At 41.4% G+C, this 18,003-nt stretch carries 14 protein-coding genes and 2 pseudogenes; 10 read left to right on the top strand and 6 right to left on the bottom strand.

Features of this window, described 5'->3' with window-relative positions; genetic code table 11:
* Window positions 1-22 precede the first annotated feature (22 nt).
* Window positions 23-973 carry a thioredoxin-disulfide reductase gene (trxB, locus tag BG00_RS12305; RefSeq protein ID WP_008110078.1) on the bottom strand — a complete coding sequence of 317 codons (951 nt, stop codon included), beginning with the start codon at window positions 971-973 and terminating at the stop codon, window positions 23-25.
* A 276-nt stretch (window positions 974-1,249) separates the two neighbouring features.
* On the opposite strand from trxB, the gene pssA reads away from it, so the two are divergent.
* A complete protein-coding gene (gene pssA / locus BG00_RS12300; RefSeq protein WP_036982895.1) occupies window positions 1,250-2,575 on the top strand; it encodes a CDP-diacylglycerol--serine O-phosphatidyltransferase in 1,326 nt (441 codons plus the stop codon).
* A gap of 118 nt (window positions 2,576-2,693) precedes the next feature.
* On the opposite strand, the gene ald is transcribed toward pssA, so the two are convergent.
* Entirely contained in the window at window positions 2,694-3,815 is a 1,122-nt protein-coding gene (gene ald / locus BG00_RS12295) for an alanine dehydrogenase (protein ID WP_008110075.1), read from the bottom strand.
* 139 nt (window positions 3,816-3,954) lie between these two features.
* Here ald and lrp point away from each other — a divergent pair, with 139 nt between their 5' ends.
* The 7 genes from lrp to BG00_RS12260 all read left to right on the top strand — a co-directional run bounded on the left by lrp (window position 3,955) and on the right by BG00_RS12260 (window position 12,065).
* Window positions 3,955-4,434, top strand: a complete 480-nt coding sequence (gene lrp, locus BG00_RS12290) for a leucine-responsive transcriptional regulator Lrp (protein WP_036982893.1) — start codon at window positions 3,955-3,957, stop codon at window positions 4,432-4,434.
* 196 nt (window positions 4,435-4,630) lie between these two features.
* Window positions 4,631-7,120: a DNA translocase FtsK gene (locus tag BG00_RS12285; protein ID WP_036982891.1), complete on the top strand. Its 2,490-nt coding sequence runs from the start codon at window positions 4,631-4,633 to the stop codon at window positions 7,118-7,120.
* The gene (lolA, locus tag BG00_RS12280) at window positions 7,120-7,746 is read left to right on the top strand and encodes an outer membrane lipoprotein periplasmic chaperone LolA (RefSeq protein WP_024601693.1); all 627 of its coding nucleotides are present in this window, start codon (window positions 7,120-7,122) and stop codon (window positions 7,744-7,746) included. The genes BG00_RS12285 and lolA overlap by 1 nt, the downstream gene beginning before the upstream one ends.
* A complete protein-coding gene (locus tag BG00_RS12275; protein WP_036982890.1) occupies window positions 7,739-9,082 on the top strand; it encodes a replication-associated recombination protein A in 1,344 nt (447 codons plus the stop codon). The genes lolA and BG00_RS12275 overlap by 8 nt, the downstream gene beginning before the upstream one ends.
* Window positions 9,075-9,455 (top strand): fluoride efflux transporter CrcB, encoded by a 381-nt coding sequence (crcB, locus tag BG00_RS12270; RefSeq protein WP_010389726.1) that lies wholly within the window; start codon window positions 9,075-9,077, stop codon window positions 9,453-9,455. The genes BG00_RS12275 and crcB overlap by 8 nt, the downstream gene beginning before the upstream one ends.
* A gap of 9 nt (window positions 9,456-9,464) precedes the next feature.
* Entirely contained in the window at window positions 9,465-10,769 is a 1,305-nt protein-coding gene (gene serS / locus BG00_RS12265; RefSeq protein WP_036982889.1) for a serine--tRNA ligase, read from the top strand.
* Window positions 10,770-11,111: 342 nt separating this feature from the next.
* Complete coding sequence (locus tag BG00_RS12260; RefSeq protein WP_081762906.1) at window positions 11,112-12,065, top strand: SIR2 family protein; 954 nt, start codon at window positions 11,112-11,114, stop codon at window positions 12,063-12,065.
* Window positions 12,066-12,359: 294 nt separating this feature from the next.
* On the opposite strand, the gene BG00_RS12255 is transcribed toward BG00_RS12260, so the two are convergent.
* Complete coding sequence (locus BG00_RS12255) at window positions 12,360-13,541, bottom strand: PQQ-dependent sugar dehydrogenase (protein ID WP_081762905.1); 1,182 nt, start codon at window positions 13,539-13,541, stop codon at window positions 12,360-12,362.
* On the opposite strand from BG00_RS12255, the gene BG00_RS12250 reads away from it, so the two are divergent.
* A complete protein-coding gene (locus BG00_RS12250; RefSeq protein ID WP_036982888.1) occupies window positions 13,526-13,987 on the top strand; it encodes a hypothetical protein in 462 nt (153 codons plus the stop codon). The two genes, BG00_RS12255 and BG00_RS12250, sit on opposite strands and share 16 nt — an antisense overlap.
* Window positions 13,988-14,061: 74 nt before the next feature.
* On the opposite strand, the gene BG00_RS12245 is transcribed toward BG00_RS12250, so the two are convergent.
* The 3 genes and pseudogenes from BG00_RS12245 to avtA all read right to left on the bottom strand — a co-directional run.
* Window positions 14,062-15,261: an Nramp family divalent metal transporter gene (locus BG00_RS12245; protein ID WP_036982887.1), complete on the bottom strand. Its 1,200-nt coding sequence runs from the start codon at window positions 15,259-15,261 to the stop codon at window positions 14,062-14,064.
* A 246-nt stretch (window positions 15,262-15,507) separates the two neighbouring features.
* Window positions 15,508-15,848 (bottom strand): annotated as a pseudogene (locus BG00_RS17475) (transposase); the annotation flags it as partial.
* A 90-nt stretch (window positions 15,849-15,938) separates the two neighbouring features.
* Window positions 15,939-16,502, bottom strand: a pseudogene (gene avtA / locus BG00_RS12235) (valine--pyruvate transaminase); the annotation flags it as partial.
* A gap of 234 nt (window positions 16,503-16,736) precedes the next feature.
* Between avtA and BG00_RS12230 the strand changes: the two are divergent.
* On the top strand, window positions 16,737-17,750 hold the full coding sequence (locus BG00_RS12230; RefSeq protein ID WP_036982886.1) for an endonuclease/exonuclease/phosphatase family protein: 1,014 nt from the start codon (window positions 16,737-16,739) through the stop codon (window positions 17,748-17,750).
* Window positions 17,751-18,003 lie beyond the last annotated feature (253 nt).

Here is an 18,003-nt window from a genome sequence, read left to right as displayed (position 1 = left end):
CCCAAAAGTATGCTATGTATGCTTATAAGTTATCTAAAAAGCGTTCTGCATCAAGTGCAGCCATACAGCCAGTACCGGCAGAGGTAATCGCCTGACGGTAAATATGATCAGACACATCACCAGCAGCAAATACACCTGGCACACTGGTTTGGGTTGCATTACCGTTAAGACCAGATTCAACCACTAGGTAGCCGTCTTTCATTTCTAGCTGACCTTCAAACATATCGGTGTTTGGCTTATGGCCAATGGCAATAAACACACCCGCTAAATCAAGTTCTTCAGTAGCATCTGACGCCACATCTTTAATGCGAACGCCGGTCACACCCATTTGGTCACCAAGTACTTCATCAAGTGTACGGTTGTAGTGCATTACAACATTACCGTTCGCAGCTTTTTCTGCAAGGCGGTCAGCAAGAATTTTTTCACTGCGGAAACTGTCACGACGGTGAATAACATGAACTTCATCAGCAATGTTAGACAGGTATAACGCTTCTTCAACGGCTGTGTTACCACCACCAACAACCGCTACTTTTTGACCTTTATAGAAAAAGCCGTCACAGGTTGCACAAGCAGAAACACCGCGGCCTTGGAAATTAGTCTCAGACTCTAAGCCTAAATATTTCGCAGAGGCACCGGTTGCAATAATTAAAGCATCACATGTGTAAGTACCTTGGTCACCGGTTAGTGTGAAAGGGCGCTTAGATACGTCAACTTTGTTGATGTGGTCGAACACAATTTCAGTTTCAAAGCGCTCTGCATGCTCTTTCATACGATCCATTAATGCAGGGCCGGTTAAACCGTGTGCATCACCAGGCCAGTTTTCAACTTCAGTGGTGGTCGTTAGTTGGCCACCTTGTTGAATACCTGTAATTAAAACAGGGTTTAAATTAGCACGTGCAGCGTAAACTGCGGCTGTGTAGCCAGCAGGGCCCGAACCTAAAATAAGTAACTTACAATGTTTTGCTTCAGTCATGATCTTTTCCTAAACGTTTAATACGGTTTTAATGCGCCCGATTCTAAGAAAAACAAGCAGGAAGTAAATAAAAGATGAGATTATTTTTTTTCGCAAATTACAAAGCTGTTCATTAATGTGTACTGGTAAATGCATTAAAGCCAGCGCCCGCCTAATAAATAGACTGTTAGCCAATAAAACGACGTTAATTCATGACCAGCCTGATTTTTTTTGTTATCTTTTAACTAATTTTGATTTGTCACTGCTTAATTATGTGACCTAAGTGAATAGGCAACTATGTTATTTTGGCAAGAGAAACCCGCATTTGGGTTGACTTCAAAAGACGTTAACGTCTTAACCAATGCGCAAGAATACCGTACGCAATTGTTAGATTTAATTGCCAACGCAAAAAAACGAATTTATATCACCACACTTTACTTACAAGATGATGAAGCGGGTCGTGAAATATTAGCCGCACTACACAGTGCATCGTTAGCTAACCCTTCGCTTGAAATTAAAGTACTGGTTGATTTTCATCGCGCACAGCGCGGTTTAATTGGTGCAGAAAAGTCTGAGGGCAATGCAAGCTTATATTGCGACAGCTTAGAGAAGTTTAATTCAAACGTTCAAGTGTATGGTGTTCCCGTAAAGGCAAAAGAACTGTTTGGGGTATTGCATTTAAAAGGCTTTGTTATAGACGATACATTGCTTTACAGCGGTGCCAGTTTAAATAATGTGTATTTGCAATATAGCGACCGATACCGACTCGATCGCTACTTTTTAGTCTTGCAAAGCGAATTATGTGACTCAGTAGTCGATTTTATTGAATCAACTTTATTAAGCTCTGAAGCGGTACCAAGAATAGATCAACGACCGCTTAAACGCATGGCTGACTTTAAACTTGAACAAAAGCAACTTATGCGTGAGCTTAAATCGGCAAGCTATAAAAGTGCGCAGCACTTGAATACTCATGCAATGGGTATTCGTTTATTTTTAGGATTAGGCCGTCGTAATAATGAGCTTAATCGCTTAATTAAAGCGTTATTTGATACCACCGAGCAAGAGCTGGTGTTATACACGCCGTATTTTAATTTTCCGGCGCCATTAATGCGCTCTTTACGCAGGTTATTAAAGCAAGGTAAACAAGTTACTATTGTGGTGGGTGATAAAACCGCAAACGATTTTTATCTGCCACCTAGCGAGCCATTTAGTAAAATTGGTGCACTGCCGTATTTATACGAAACTATTTTGCACAAGTTTGTAAAATCGCAAAAACGCCACATAGATAATGGCAACCTAAACGTATACCTTTGGAAACACGAGAGTAACTCGTTCCATCTAAAAGGGATTTGCTGCGACCGTAAAATGCATTTACTTAGTGGGCATAACCTAAATCCGCGCGCGTGGGGGCTGGATATCGAAAATGGCATTCTGATAGAAGATCCTGAACAATCTATCATGCGCGATATTGATAATGAACGCCAAGAAATTTTAAAGCATTGTCGTCGTTTAACCGGCCCAGATGATCTAGAAACCATGGACGATTACCCACAGCCAGTGAAAAAACTGCTTGGTCAAGCTAAGCGCGTAAAAGTCGACTTTATTATTAAACGATTTATATAACATTAAGGTCTGTTAACCACAGACCCTAAAATTTAGATACAAAAAAAGCAGCTAATTAGCTGCTTTTTTAATGCTTATACCTAAATTATGGCTTAGGTATAAGCGGAAACAATAATAGTTACGCGTTTTCTACTGCAGTGCGTGGGTCAACATATTCCATATTGAACGCTTCAGCTACTTCTTTGTAAGTTACTTGGCCTTTAATTACGTTTAAGCCTTTTAAGAAGTGAGCGTCATCTAGTAGTGCCTTTTTGTAACCTTTGTTTGCAAGGTTAATAATGAACGGCAATGTTGCATTGTTAAGTGCAAACGTAGATGTACGTGGAACAGCACCTGGCATGTTAGCAACACAGTAGTGAACAACTTCATCAACGATGAAAGTAGGATCAGCGTGCGTAGTTGCTTTAGACGTAGCAATACAACCACCTTGGTCAATGGCAACATCAACAATTGCAGCACCTGGCTTCATTGCTTTAATGTGTTCAGCAGTCACTAGCTTAGGTGCAGCAGCACCCGGGATAAGTACGCCACCAATTACTAAATCAGCTTCAAGTACGTGCTTTTCAAGCGCGTCAGCTGTTGAATAAATAGCTTTAACTTTATTACCAAACTGTGCGTCTAGTGCACGTAATACGTCGATGTTACGGTCAAGTACAACAACCTCAGCACCTAGGCCAACGGCCATTTGTGCAGCGCTTCGACCAACCATGCCGCCGCCAATAACAACTACTTTAGCTGGCTCAACACCTGGTACACCACCTAGCAACATACCACGACCGTGGTTTGCTTTTTCTAGCGCTTGTGCACCTGCTTGAATAGACATACGGCCAGCAACTTCACTCATTGGCGCTAGAAGTGGTAAACCACCGCGTGAATCAGTCACAGTTTCATAAGCAATACAGATTGCTTTACTTTTAACAAGGTCTTCAGTTTGTGGAAGATCCGGTGCAAGATGAAGGTAAGTGAAAAGAATTTGGTCTTCACGTAACATTGCACGCTCAACAGCTTGTGGCTCTTTTACCTTGATAATCATTTCTGCTTTTGCAAAAACATCAGCAGCTGTTTCTAAAATTTCAGCGCCTGCTTGAACATAATCATCATTTGTAAAACCAATGCCCATACCAGCGTTAGTTTCAACAATCACTTGGTGGCCGTGATTTACAAGTTCGCGAACACTCGCAGGAACCATACCTACACGGTACTCATGGTTTTTAATTTCTTTAGGTACACCAATAATCATAATTTTGCCTTGTTAGAACGGGATAAAAATTTTTCACTATTATATTCATGCTAGGGTAGTGTGTCTCACCTTTTTTTAAGCTCTTTGTAGTGTTAGTATCTGTAAAATTAATTTTATTAGAATAAAAAACTAAAAAGCCATGCATAACTTATTAGACCGTATTGATCGCAAAATTTTAGTCGAATTACAACTTGATGGCCGCCTGTCAAATGTTGAACTGGCCCGACGAGTTGGCCTAAGCGCCACGCCCTGTTTAGAGCGAGTGAAAAAGCTCGAACGAGAAGGGTATATTTTAGGCTACAAAGCAGTGGTTGATCCCGCCAAGCTTGGTCAAGGGCTTTCTGTGTATGTAGAAGTAACCATTACCAAAACATCGCCCGACGTATTTGAAGAGTTTAGTGCTGCTGTTAGAAAGCACAAAGAAATTATAGAATGTCATTTGGTTTCGGGTAATTTCGACTTTTTATTAAAAACCCGAGTTAACGATATGTCAGAATATCGCGGCGTGCTCGGTGATATACTATTAAAGCTGCCCAATGTGAGTGAAAGCCGCACCTATGTAGTCATGGAAGAAGTAAAGGGTGAAGAGGGTGTGGTGATCCGTCCTTTTGTTGCTTAATGATAGAGTAACAGCCTTTAAAATACTTTTATTGTTGCAGTCAATTTTGCTTGGCTTGGAAAAAGCCGATTAAATAATAAAAACTTGTTCATAATCAGGCCATCATGGTTAAGATAGAGTGCATCAAAATACATTTCCTGCTAAGGTATTCTATTGCCAAGTGAGTGTAAAAAATAATAATGAGGGATAGGTAATTATGCGCCTAAACGGTGTGCAAAGACTATTAGAAACGGGGCTGATCGTCAGCACCTTTGCAGCGGTATTTATTTTATGTGCTTTAATTAGTTTTCATCCTGCCGATCCTGCTTGGTCGCAAACGGGTGAATTTACCAACGTACAAAATATAACGGGTACAGCGGGCGCGTGGGTGGCCGACATACTATTACTTACCTTTGGCTGGCTTGCCTATTTTGTGCCAGCGGCTATTCAGCTGCTAGGTTACTTGGTGTTTAAGCAGCCACACCGTATTTTACAACTCGATTACACCACACTTGGATTACGCATTATTGGTTTTGCGCTGTTTATTACCTCAGCAACTGCTATTAGCAGTATTAATTTTGATGATATTTATAATTTTTCATCCGGTGGGGTAGTGGGCGATGTGATTGCATCAGCCATGATGCCAGCGTTTAATTTTACCGGTACCTCTATTTTACTACTGTGTTTCTTTTTTGCAGGGCTAACGCTATTAACGGGTGTGTCGTGGGTACAATTTGTTGATTACTTAGGTGATTTAATTGTTCGATTATACCGCTTTTTGGTGACCTATGCCCGTGGTTGGATGCAACGCGAACGCACTGCAGGTAAAGTACAAGACGAGCAACCTGATGCCTATTTTGAAAACGATACACGCCAACAAGAACCTGAGCTTGCTAATAAAGTAGCAGACAAACCAAAAGCAATTGATAAACCAGCAACTAAGGTTAATGCCCCTCAAGACGACGAATTTATGCCGTTTGACGAACTTGACCAAATACTCGATCAAGAAATTAGCTTTAGTGCCATAGACGATGAACCGATGGACACAGAAGCAGCACTTAACGCGCTGGATCAAAGCCCTGTGGTTGAACCTGAAAAACCAGCAACAACCGTGGTTTCACCAGCAAGGCCAATTAACAAGCCTAAATCAGGGTTTCAACCGCCGCCAACTGCAAAAGAAAAGTTTGAGCAATTATTAGAGCAAGAGCCACCTCCGGGGCCATTGCCATCACTTGATTTACTCGACAGACCCGACAAAGCAAAAAACCCCATTTCGCAAGAAGAGCTCGATAGCGTATCACGCCTTGTAGAAACAAAATTACTTGATTTTAACGTACAAGCAACCGTGGTTGGAGTATATCCAGGCCCTGTTGTTACCCGTTTTGAGCTTGATTTAGCGCCGGGTATTAAGGTATCTAAAATTACAGGGCTGTCAAAAGATTTAGCGCGCTCACTTTCGGCAATTAGTGTGCGCGTGGTAGAAGTTATTCCGGGTAAAACCTATATCGGTATTGAGCTGCCTAATAAATACCGTGAAATTGTACGTTTATCAGAAGTCATAAACGCACCTAAGTTTGAGCAAAACCCATCGCCATTAACTATGGTGCTAGGTAAAGATATTGCAGGGCAACCTGTGTGTGCCGACTTAGGTAAAATGCCACATTTATTAGTGGCCGGTACAACCGGTTCAGGTAAGTCAGTGGGCGTTAATGTAATGATATTAAGCTTACTGTATAAATCGGGCCCTGAAGATGTTCGCATGATCATGATTGACCCGAAAATGCTTGAACTTTCTGTTTACGAAGGCATTCCGCATTTATTATGTGAAGTTGTGACCGACATGAAAGAAGCCGCGAATGCGCTGCGTTGGTGTGTAGGTGAAATGGAACGCCGCTATAAGCTGATGTCGGCTTTAGGGGTACGTAACTTAAAAGGTTACAATCAAAAAGTAATGGAAGCCAAAGAAGCGGGCTACCCAATTATGGATCCATTATTTAAAGATACCGATGGCATGAAAGACGGCCCAGATGAGCTAGATAAATTACCTAGTATAGTGGTGGTTATTGACGAATTTGCCGACATGATGATGATTGTAGGTAAAAAAGTTGAAGAGTTAATTGCTCGTATTGCGCAAAAAGCGCGTGCTGCGGGTATTCACTTAATATTGGCAACGCAGCGTCCGTCGGTTGATGTAATAACCGGTTTAATTAAAGCCAATATACCTACACGTATGGCGTTTCAGGTATCAAGTAAAATAGACTCGCGCACCATACTGGATCAACAAGGCGCAGAGAATTTATTAGGCATGGGTGACATGCTTTATTTGCCGCCAGGCACCAGTGTGCCAGAGCGTGTGCATGGCGCGTTTGTAGACGACCATGAAGTACATGCCGTGGTAAACGATTGGAAAGCTCGTGCTAAACCAAATTACATAGATGAAATTTTAAATGGCGATGCCACTGAAGATATTTTATTACCAGGGGAAGCAAGCGAAAATGGCGATGAAGAGTCAGATCCGTTATACGACGAAGCAGTCGCCTTTGTAATAGAAACCGGTAAAGTGTCGGTATCATCAGTGCAACGTAAATTACGTGTAGGCTATAACCGTGCTGCACGATTAGTAGAACAAATGGAAACATCAGGTATCGTGAGTGCACCAGGACATAACGGTGCGCGCGATGTATTAGTACCTAATGGAGCAAATTAATGAAAAAATTAAGTAGTTTATTATTGGTATTGGGCAGTTTAGTGGCGATGCCAAGCTTTGCTGACGACAGCCAAGCATTACAAGATAAGTTATCGACTTTAAAAAGCTTTAAAGCACAATTTAAACAAAACGTAACCGACGGTGAAGGCCAACTGGTAATGCAAGGCCAAGGTAATATTGCGTTGCAACAGCCATTAATGATCCGCTGGCAGCAAACTAACCCAGACGACACTTTATTTGTATCAAACGGTGATAAAACCTATTACTTTGATAGCTTTGCTGAGCAAGTAACTATTATGAAAACCAGCGGTTTAATTGACTCAACGCCGTTTATATTGCTCACCTCTAAAGACCCAGCGCAATGGGAAAAATACAGCGTGATCGCTACCGATTTAGGCTTTAGCATTACCCCAAATAAAGGCGTAGAAAGCCAAGTAGAGCAGCTTGATATTACTTTTGCTGATAACGAGCAAGGGCTTGCAAAACTGGTAGTTAAAGATAACTCAGGCCAGCTGTCTGCGTTTACATTTAGCAATGCACAGGTTAATACTGAGCTTGATAAAACAACTTTTGAATTTACCCCGCCAGCGGGTGTAGAAATAGACGATCAGAGTAACGGTGAGTAATTTAGGATTTAACTTTGGGCCCGATGTGCGCCCACTCGCTGCGCGTATGCGCCCTTTGTCGCTTAACGATTACATCGGGCAGCAACATTTACTCAGCGCTGATAAACCTCTTCATCAAGCGATAGTAGCAGGGCGCTGCCATAGTTTAATTTTATGGGGGCCGCCGGGGGTAGGTAAAACTACGCTGGCACAAATTATTGCCAACCATGCCGACGCTGAACTAATTCAAATGTCGGCAGTAACCGCTGGCGTAAAAGATATTCGCGATAGCGTAACCCAAGCTCGCGATAACTTACAAAGCCGTGGTCAGCGCACTTTGATGTTTGTTGACGAGGTACACCGCTTTAATAAATCTCAGCAAGACGCGTTTTTACCGCATATTGAAGATGGCACTTTTATATTTGTAGGCGCCACCACCGAAAACCCCTCGTTTGCGCTTAATAATGCGATTTTGTCTCGTGCAAGGGTGTATGTTTTAAAATCCTTGCAGGAAAGCGATTTATACACAGTAATAGAGCGCGCACTCAAACAAGACGAACAACTTAGTCAAAAGCAAATCGTGATTGCAGATAACGCCAAACAAGCGCTGTGCCAAGCAAGCGGTGGCGATGCTCGTAAAGTGCTTAATTTACTCGAGCAAGCAGTGGACTTAACCACTGAGCAAAACGGTCAATTTCATGTTGACGAACAGGTACTTAGCCAAGTACTGCCTACGCATTTAGCTAAATACGATAAAGGCGGCGATGAATTTTACGATTTAATTTCGGCGTTTCATAAATCAGTGCGAGGCAGTTCGCCAGATGGTGCGCTTTACTGGTACTGCCGTATTTTAGCCGGTGGCGGCGACCCGCTTTATGTTGCAAGGCGCTTATTAGCAATTGCTACAGAAGACATTGGCAACGCCGATCCGCGCGCTATGGAAGTGGCTTTAAACGCATGGGATATATTCCAACGTGTTGGCCCAAGCGAAGGTGAGCGCGCTATTGCACAGGCCACTTTGTACTTGGCTAGTGCACCTAAAAGTAATGCAGTTTATATGGCGTTTAATCAAGCTAAACAAGACGCTAAAAACGAGCCAAGCTACCCCGTACCAGAGCATTTACGAAACGCCCCCACCAACTTAATGAAAGACTTAGGCTATGGTGCAGAGTATCGTTATGCGCATAACGAAGAAGGCGCATTTGCTGCTGGTGAAAAATACCTACCGCCAGAAATGGATGGCAAACAATACTACCAGCCAAGTGATCGTGGACTTGAGCAAAAAATTAAACAAAAGCTCGAGTATTTAAAAGAGCGCGACGCACAAAGCCCAATAAAACGTTATGAGCATGATTAAACTTTACATGATGATAGCCCTTGGCGGAGCGTCAGGAGCCTGTTTACGGTTTTTTATTAGCGAAACCATGCTAAAACTCCTCGGTAGGGGATTCCCTTTTGGCACGTTGACGGTTAATATTCTGGGTTCATTGTTGATGGGCATTTTATACGGTTTAATAGATAAACAAGTTATTGCCGTCAGTCCTGCTAAAACCCTCATCGGAATTGGCTTTTTAGGTGCGTTAACCACCTTTTCAACATTCTCAATGGATTCGTTGTTGTTATTACAACAAGGTCACTTTATTAAAATGGCCCTCAATATCATCTTAAACGTGATGGTGTGTATTTTTATGGCTTGGCTGGGCCTTCAGCTAGTAATGCAAAAAGGTTAAAAAACTAACATGTTAGATTCTAAATATTTACGTCAAGATGTCGAACAAACTGCAGCACGTTTAGCCGCACGTGGTTATGAGCTAGATGTAGCGGTAGTGACTGAACTTGAAGAAAAACGCAAAACATTACAAGTAAAAACGCAAGAACTTCAAAGTCAACGTAACGCCAGTGCTAAAGCCATTGGTCAAGCAAAAGCAAAAGGCGAAGATGCACAGCCATTGCTAGACGCAGTTGCTAACTTAGGCAGCGAGTTAGACGCAGCTAAAGCTGAGCAAGACGAAGTGTTAGAAGCAATTAAACAAATTGCCTTAGCAATTCCAAACTTACCGGACGAGTCGGTACCAGAAGGCGCTGACGAAGACGATAACGTAGAAATTTTAACTTGGGGTACACCTAAAAAGTACGATTTTGAAGTTAAAGACCACGTTGATGTAGGGCAAGACCTAAACGGCCTAGACTTTGAAATGGGCGTTAAAATTAGTGGCGCACGTTTTACCGTAATGCGCGGCCAAGTAGCACGTATGCACCGTGCACTTACCCAATACATGCTAGACACCCACATAGATAAAAACGGCTACACAGAAATGTATGTACCGTACTTAGTGAATAGTGCAAGCCTCTATGGTACGAGCCAATTACCTAAGTTTGCGGGCGATTTATTCCACACGTTAGGCCTAGTGAACGATGATGGCGAGCAGCAAGCTGGCTTTAGCCTTATTCCTACGGCAGAAGTACCGCTTACAAACAGCGCACGTGATGAAATTTACGAAGAGAGCGATTTACCTATTCGCCTAACAGCGCACACGCCGTGTTTTAGAAGTGAAGCAGGCAGCTACGGTCGCGATACACGCGGTTTAATCCGTCAGCACCAGTTTGATAAAGTAGAGCTAGTACAACTTGTAAAACCAGAAGATTCAATGCAAGCACTCGAAGAGCTAACAGGCCATGCTGAGCAAATTTTACAAGCGCTTGAATTGCCATACCGCAAAGTAATTTTATGTATGGGCGACATGGGCTTTGGCGCAGCAAAAACATACGATTTAGAAGTATGGTTACCAGCACAAGACACCTATCGCGAAATTTCATCATGTTCAAACATGGTTGATTTCCAAGCACGCCGTATGCAAGCACGTTTTCGTCGTGAAGGCGCTAAAAAACCAGAGCTTTTACACACACTAAACGGCTCAGGTTTAGCGGTTGGCCGTACACTTGTAGCAATACTAGAAAACTACCAACAAGCCGACGGCTCAGTTGAAGTACCAGAAGTATTACGCCCATACATGGGTGGACTTGAAGTGATTGGCAAAGCTTAAAGTACTAGCTGTAAGCTGTCAGTTTTTAGCTATAAGCTTTAGAAAGCCGCTGTTTTTAACGAACAGCGGCTTTTTTGTTTTAGGGAAAAGGTTAAAGGGGAAGGGTTCAAGGAGAAAGTAAAAGTCTAAGTTACGCTATTTGTCAGTAAAAATAATAAACCTGCCTCTATTGTTTATTTGCACAACACTTTTTATCCAATATTACTGATCTCTACCATTTTGGTGTTTTTCTGCATCCAGTAAATTCAAGTAAGAGCTAACTAATTATTTACATGTGCTTATTCGCTGGTTACATTGGACTAATTGTAATATTTGGACATTTGTCGGTTTATAAAGCGACAAATGTCGGATACAGAGTTGTTAAGTGCCTTTCTGGCAAGGAGAAATATTCTGATTAGTATAGTTTTTGGTGCGGGAGCAAGTTTTGGTTCAGGTGGGTGCTCGCCAAAAAATCCTCCATTGGGAAATGACCTATTCAATGATCTTGAAAACTTAAATGGTGCATTTTATAGACTTAGCTCTGAATCAAAAGCTGTATTTAGAACCTGTGGATTTGAAGCAGGTATGGCTACAGTTGCTGATGACAGCCGAATCATTAATCCACTTCAAAAGGAGTTAGCTTGTTACTTATCAAAATTTTTTACTAGGCCAGACAATGCTTATGTACGTTTATTTAATAAACTACGAAGCTGTATGGAACAGATAAATATCACAACTTTAAATTATGATTTATTGATAGAACAATCCCTAACTAGGAATGGCTTTAACTTGGATTATAATGCTGATGATAATGGAGTTAACTTATTGAAGCCACATGGTTCATCTAATTTTCTACCACAACTTCCTAATGGCATTGTTATGTCAGGCAATACAATGATAGGTTGTAGAACGTTTGTGGAAGGTTTAGAAACTAAAGCTGTGTCGACAGCTCATGACGTAGAAAAATGGTGTAATGACCAAAAAAACTCTGACTTGAGCCCCGTTTTAGCTATGTATGCAGAGGGAAAGCGTGTCGTTGTAAATAGTGAGCTGATTAAGAATACACAAAATAGATATTCTGAAATTATTGCTACCTCAAGCTTAGTTGTTCTTGTTGGTATAAAATATATAGCTCATGATGTACATATCTGGGAGCCTATTGAGCAAGCACGACCAAACCTTTTAATAGTAGATCCATATCCTCAAACAACCATTGATTGGGCAAAAGCTCATAATTTTAATAATACGACCATTGTAAAAAAGAGTTTTGATAAATCAATTTGGGACATAACGAAAGCAGTGCATCGAGAACTATAATGCACTTAACAAACGCGTTAATTAGGACGCTCGCTATATCAGAACTTAAATCTTATTACGGCTGATTTTAAGCCGCTATTTGCATATTATACACAGCGTGATAAGTCGGGTTGTCTCAAGTAAATTTATCATTTTTGTCGGATGGCGTGGCTTTGCCACTTATCCGACCTACGTTAAAAAGTAGGTTGGTTAAGCCAAAGGCGCCACCCAACAGAGTTCTTAAAGCTATTAAAGCAGCTTCTTAAAGCCGCTACTTACCTCTAAAAGCGCAGCGTCTCTTATCCTCTTTGTAAATTAATTTGCTTTAAACAACATCAGCTTTGCCTCTTTTCCATCCGTTAATATCGCCACATTACCTTCAGCAGTGACAAACAGATCTCTGAGCCTGCCTGTGGCTTCTGGGAAAATATGAGTCTGGGTGTATTCACCATTCGCTAAATTTACACTGTAGAGCTTTTTATCGACCAATGTAGTAATAAGCACGTGACGTTGCAGTGAAGGGAAGGCTGCATGGTTAGCGCCATAATATGCCATGCCTGATGGGGCGATTGAGGGCGTCCAATCTATGGTTGGTTGAGCCATTCCGGGGTAGTCTCTAAAGGGGGAAATACGTGCTTGTGAATAATCGTCACCGTTGGTGATTACTGGCCAGCCGTAATTGGTGCCAGCCGTTAAATAGTTAAGCTCGTCACCGCCTGCAGGGCCGTGTTCGTGACTAATAATTTGCTTGGTATCGTAATCATAAACCAAGCCTTGCAAGTTACGGTGCCCGAGTGAATAAATGGCATGCGCGTTAGCGTTTTTGTGGCTAATAAACGGGTTATCGCTTGGTATTGTGCCGTTTAAGTTTATGCGTAATGTTTTGCCAAGTTGACTGGTAATAACCTGTGCTTGCTCACGGTAGTCAAAGCCATCGCCACTTGAAAATAATAAGGTGTGATCAGGCAGCACAAGCGCGCGGCCAGAATAATGCTGCGGTGTACCTTTATCGGTGATTACTTTATAAATAATTTTTGGCGTTGAAAATTGCGCACCATCAAACGTGGCTTTGGCTATTACTAGCCTGTTTGCATCAAGCTCACCTTGGGCGTAAGTGAATATAATTTCTTGTGATTCACTGTAATTTGGCGAAAGCACTACATCAAGTAAACCACCTTGCCCTGCAACGTATAAGCCCTCGAAGTTTATTTTAACTCGGGTTTGTTGGTTGTTTTTAATGATAACAACATGGCCATCACGCTCGGTGATTAACCAGGTATTGTTTGGGAGTTTAACCATGCTCCACGGTGAATTGAGCCCTGTTGCTAAAGTACTAGAAGTATATTGCTGTGTTGGTAACTCGGCACTGGCGTGACAAGAAAACGCTAAAAGTGACAGTAGCGTAATACAATATAGAGATTGTTTACCCTGCAAGCCTTTGCTAGTGTAAGGAAAAAGTTTTATTTTAAGTTGAGATAACCATGCAGTTTTTAACACGTATACTCCCGTCATTTTTAGTTTCTTGGTTACTAACATTCACTCTTGCTAGCTTGTTTCATAGTCAATACGTTGTCAATCAATTAGTTAATGTAGGTGTTATAGTGGGCTTTAATGATCGTGTTAACTTAACCCTTGAAGATTGGCTCGGCTTGCTACCGACCTATGGCGCTATTATTGCGGTTGCACTTGCTATCGCGTTTTTGGTTACTTGGTTTATTGCTAAAAAAATGAACAAGCAAGGTACACAACTATTTGTTATTGCTGGTGTGGTGGCGTTTGCAACGGCGTTAATTGCGATTGAATCTATTATGAATATTACTATTATTGCAGGCGCAAGAGGTTGGGGTTTTTATGCGCAATTATGTGCAGGTGCAGTAGGGGGTTATGTATTTGCAAAATTCATTAAGGAAAATAAGCACAAGGAAGCGCATCGCGGCTTTTAAGTCAGTATTGGTCTGCAATGTAAAAAGCCGCTATTAATATAGCGGCTTTTGTGTGTATAAATTGCGTCTTGATATCAAAAAATCAAACTAAACAGCTTGTAACCACTTAAGCCAAAAATAAGCACTAACACCGGTAAAGTAAGCAAGTTTACCAACATTGAGTTGGTGTATTTGCCCATTACTGATTTTTGGTTAATCAGCCACACAAGGTAAGTGGTGACAATAGGCAGTAATAGGCCATTAGCTGCTTGGGCAAAAATTATCACGGCAACAGGGTCTAAACCCAGAGACGCCACGGCTGCACCAAATAATAAAATAACAATGGCGACACTTTTAAAGCGGGTGTTATCCATTTTATTTGACCAACCTAACATGCCACACACGGCGTAAGCACCGGCAAGCGGCGCTGTAATAGCACTTGTTAAACCTGCAGCAAATAAACCAATAGCAAAAAAGTAATGAGCGGCGTCGCCAAGCAATGGCTCTAGCTGCACGGCCATGTTAGCCGCACTAATTTGCCCCGCATCGGTGCCATAAAATGCAACTGAAGCTGTAGATAAAATAGCTAAAGTGATCACACCGCCTAAAGTGATTGATAGGCCTGTATCAACATTTGTTTGTTTAATCACTTTTTGCATGTCGCTGTTACTGTCGTGTCTAGCAGCGAGTACGCCGGAGTGCAAAAATAAGTTATACGGCACTATGGTGGTGCCCACTAATGCCAATACCGTGGTAATTGAACCCTCAGGCATACTAGGAATAAAGCCAGCAAATACATCACCCAGTGAAGGCGCTGCCATTACAAGTGTTGAGATAAACACTAAGCTCATTAAAATAACGAGTAAAATTAGCGCGTTTTCAACCACTTTGTGTTTACCGCTGTAAAGTAACACCGCACTTAAAAATGCAATGATTGGCGTCCAAAGCTGGGCATTAACATGAGGAAATATTTCAATTAATCCCATGCTGGCACCGCTAAGGTTGCCAGCCTCGTAGGCGGCACTACCTACTCCAATGGCGCTGATCACTAAAAATATAGCGAGAGATTTAAATAGGGGCGTTTCAATATGAGCTCTTAGCGCTTGCGCTAAATCTTGCCCGGTGGCTACGCCAAGGCGCGCCGCCATAGATTGTAATAATATGGTGGCAATAACTGAAAACAGTAATGTCCATATTAGTGCAAAACCAAAGTTTGCACCTGCCACGCTGGCAGTCGTAATAGTCCCTGGTCCAATGAAGGCAGCGGTGACGAGTAGTCCTGGTCCTAATCGCATAATTGACCTTAATAGTACTTTTGCATATTGCTATTTAAAGTTACATCTAACGTTTTATAACGCGATGCCTGTATTATTGCTGCCACTTATATAAAGTGCCTTGCAGCGATAGCCGCCCCTTGGCAAACCCTTTTTTGATGATAATCATATGTTAAAAAAGGTCGCGTAGGATACCAACTTATATATAAATTTAAAGGGGGTGTGGCGCGTTTGCACAAAATTAGTACAATCAATAAATAACAGTAATACCGGCTGTCTATCATCAACATTCCCAGCTGTCACTTTTACAGCTAATAAACCCCCTTCATCATTATGATGAGGTGAAGTTTAAAGCCATAAAACCAGCCCATTGATCCTTTGCCTCGTTTGGCTTCTCCCGCAAAAACGTGGTTGCGAGGAATACGCATGTTGTGACACACACCTGATTGATGAAAGGCAATTAATATAGTTATCACTTCGCTAGAGGATAGTCGAGATGGCTTAATGCGTTGCTTTTCACCTTATTCTATTAGGTGTTTAAGCCATTGAGGTTCAAACAATAAACAAAAATCATCGACATCTAGGTAAATTGCATCTAAATTATTCATGCCCTTGCCTCGGTAATCTTATGTTTCTTGGTCGAAAGATCTGATCACCGCAAGGGCATTTAGTTCCATTTCTTATGTGCAGCTCAGGTTAGCTAATAAATCGAGATGCTGTACTTCTTCATCAGTGATGACATAACCTATAGGGTTAGTAGGGCAAGACACACAGTACGCTAATGCTGCTGTCGCTTGCTAATACTTGCTCAACAGCTTTAAATTTAATGATATATTTAAATTGGTTTGAGCCACTTTCAGTATTTAAAATTTCGATATCGGGCTTTGTTGCTACAAACATATCGTCTGTTAAGCTTTGATCTGCATAGCCTACATATCAGGTGCCAGCGGAAATAAAACCTTTTTATGGCTTCCATCAGGCATACTGCCAGCTAACAGATTGAATAACAAAAAAATTGGCTTGGCTGCCATTACCCGCAGGGCCATCGTAAAGTCTGAATACGTTGGAAAGTGTATTATTCACAACAAACTTTTGTAACTCATTGATAATAAATTATTAACCTCAGGCACTAAGGTCGGATTACCACCACCGAGCATAACAATATTTGGATTGTTACTGTTTTTAGCATCGCCTAAATCTTCAATTAACTGAGTAATACCATTAGGTTGAGTAAATTTAGTGCCGAAGTTTGAGTAATCCATAATGACCGTGTGCCTTAAAAAATGATAAGTTAGTGTAAATTAACACTATGAATTTGATATTGAAAAATTTTCACCGCTTAGATTACTATAGCGATAACCCGCTATGATCGTTTTTAATATTTTAAGTAGGGCAGCCTTATCAGCAACCTTGAATCACACACTAAAACACCTTTAAACACCACAGCAGACGATTCGGTTATTACTGATACGAGCCTTAAAATTGCTACTTTTAATTTGTTTAATTACCTCGAGCCGCCTAATGCCTATTATGAATTTGAACGCATATACACCGCAGAGCAGTGGGCTAAAAAGCAGCGTTGGCTTGTAAATTACTTAACCGAGCATCAGCCTGATGTGATTGGCTTTCAAGAAGTATTTAGTATTAAGTCGCTTAAAGAATTAGTTAAAGAGCAAGGTTATGCTTACTTTGCCGTGGTAGATGAGCCCCAGGTAATCGACGACTTTATTTACAAACGCCCTGTAGTAGCGCTTGCTGCTAAATATCCCATCGTTGAAGTGGCGAGTGTTGAGCATGACCATGAGCTTGCTAAAACCCTTGGCTTAACTGAGGATTTTACATTTAGCCGAAAGGTGCTTAGAGCTACAATAACCTTACCGCATATCGGCAATACCGATTGCTATGTGGTGCATTTTAAGTCTAAGCGCTCAATGATAGAGCTCGATGAGCAAAACCAAGATCTCACACCCGAAAAAAACATTATCGAGCTATTAAAAGCCGATATAGCAGGGAGTTGGGGCTCAACAATTCAGCGCGGCAGTGAGGCTACATTGCTGATGATAGACATCATTGCACGCCGCGAATCTGCACAAAACCCAATAGTTTTAATGGGCGATTTTAATAACAACTTAGCCGATGGTGTATTAAGCCATTTGTTAACTAATACGCTGCGTTTTGCCCCGACGTTTGACAGTAAAACTTACCTTGCAAAATATTGCCTTAACGACGCGTGGCAGTTATTTACAAGGTCGCAATTAAATTCGGCTAATCAAAATAATGAAAATACAGTAGATTTAAAGCGAAAGCCTACCCATTATATTGGCGCGAGCAGCTCAGTGCTTGACTACATTTTGCTATCTTGCGAGTTTGACTCAAGTTACGACGACAGCTTTTTTGAGGTGAGGCAGTACCATACTTACGATCGTCATTTAATTAACCCTGAATTTGAGCGTGATGATTTAAGCACCGATCATGGCGTGGTATTGATTAGCTTAGCATTAAGGTCGTGACGGATTTTGTTACTAAAAATTATAAGCTAATCTGCCGCTGACATAATTAATATTAAGGCGCTCAGTAGGTGCCTTGATGTTATCCCTTTCTTTTATCCTGCTGTTTTAAAAAATCACTAATAAATAGTGCATTAACTCTAATTTATATTGATCCACATCATCTTTATTAGCGGTGAGGATGGTAGATTAGTGACGCTGGATTTTTAAGTTCGTTTAAATTGCTTATTACAACTACCCATGTTGTACTTTCAAG

The sequence above is a fragment of the Pseudoalteromonas sp. SCSIO_11900 genome, assembly GCF_000576475.1.
GTDB lineage: Bacteria > Pseudomonadota > Gammaproteobacteria > Enterobacterales > Alteromonadaceae > Pseudoalteromonas > Pseudoalteromonas tetraodonis.
Note: the sequence above shows the minus strand (reverse complement) of the source record. Positions and strands in the feature narration are given on the sequence as shown.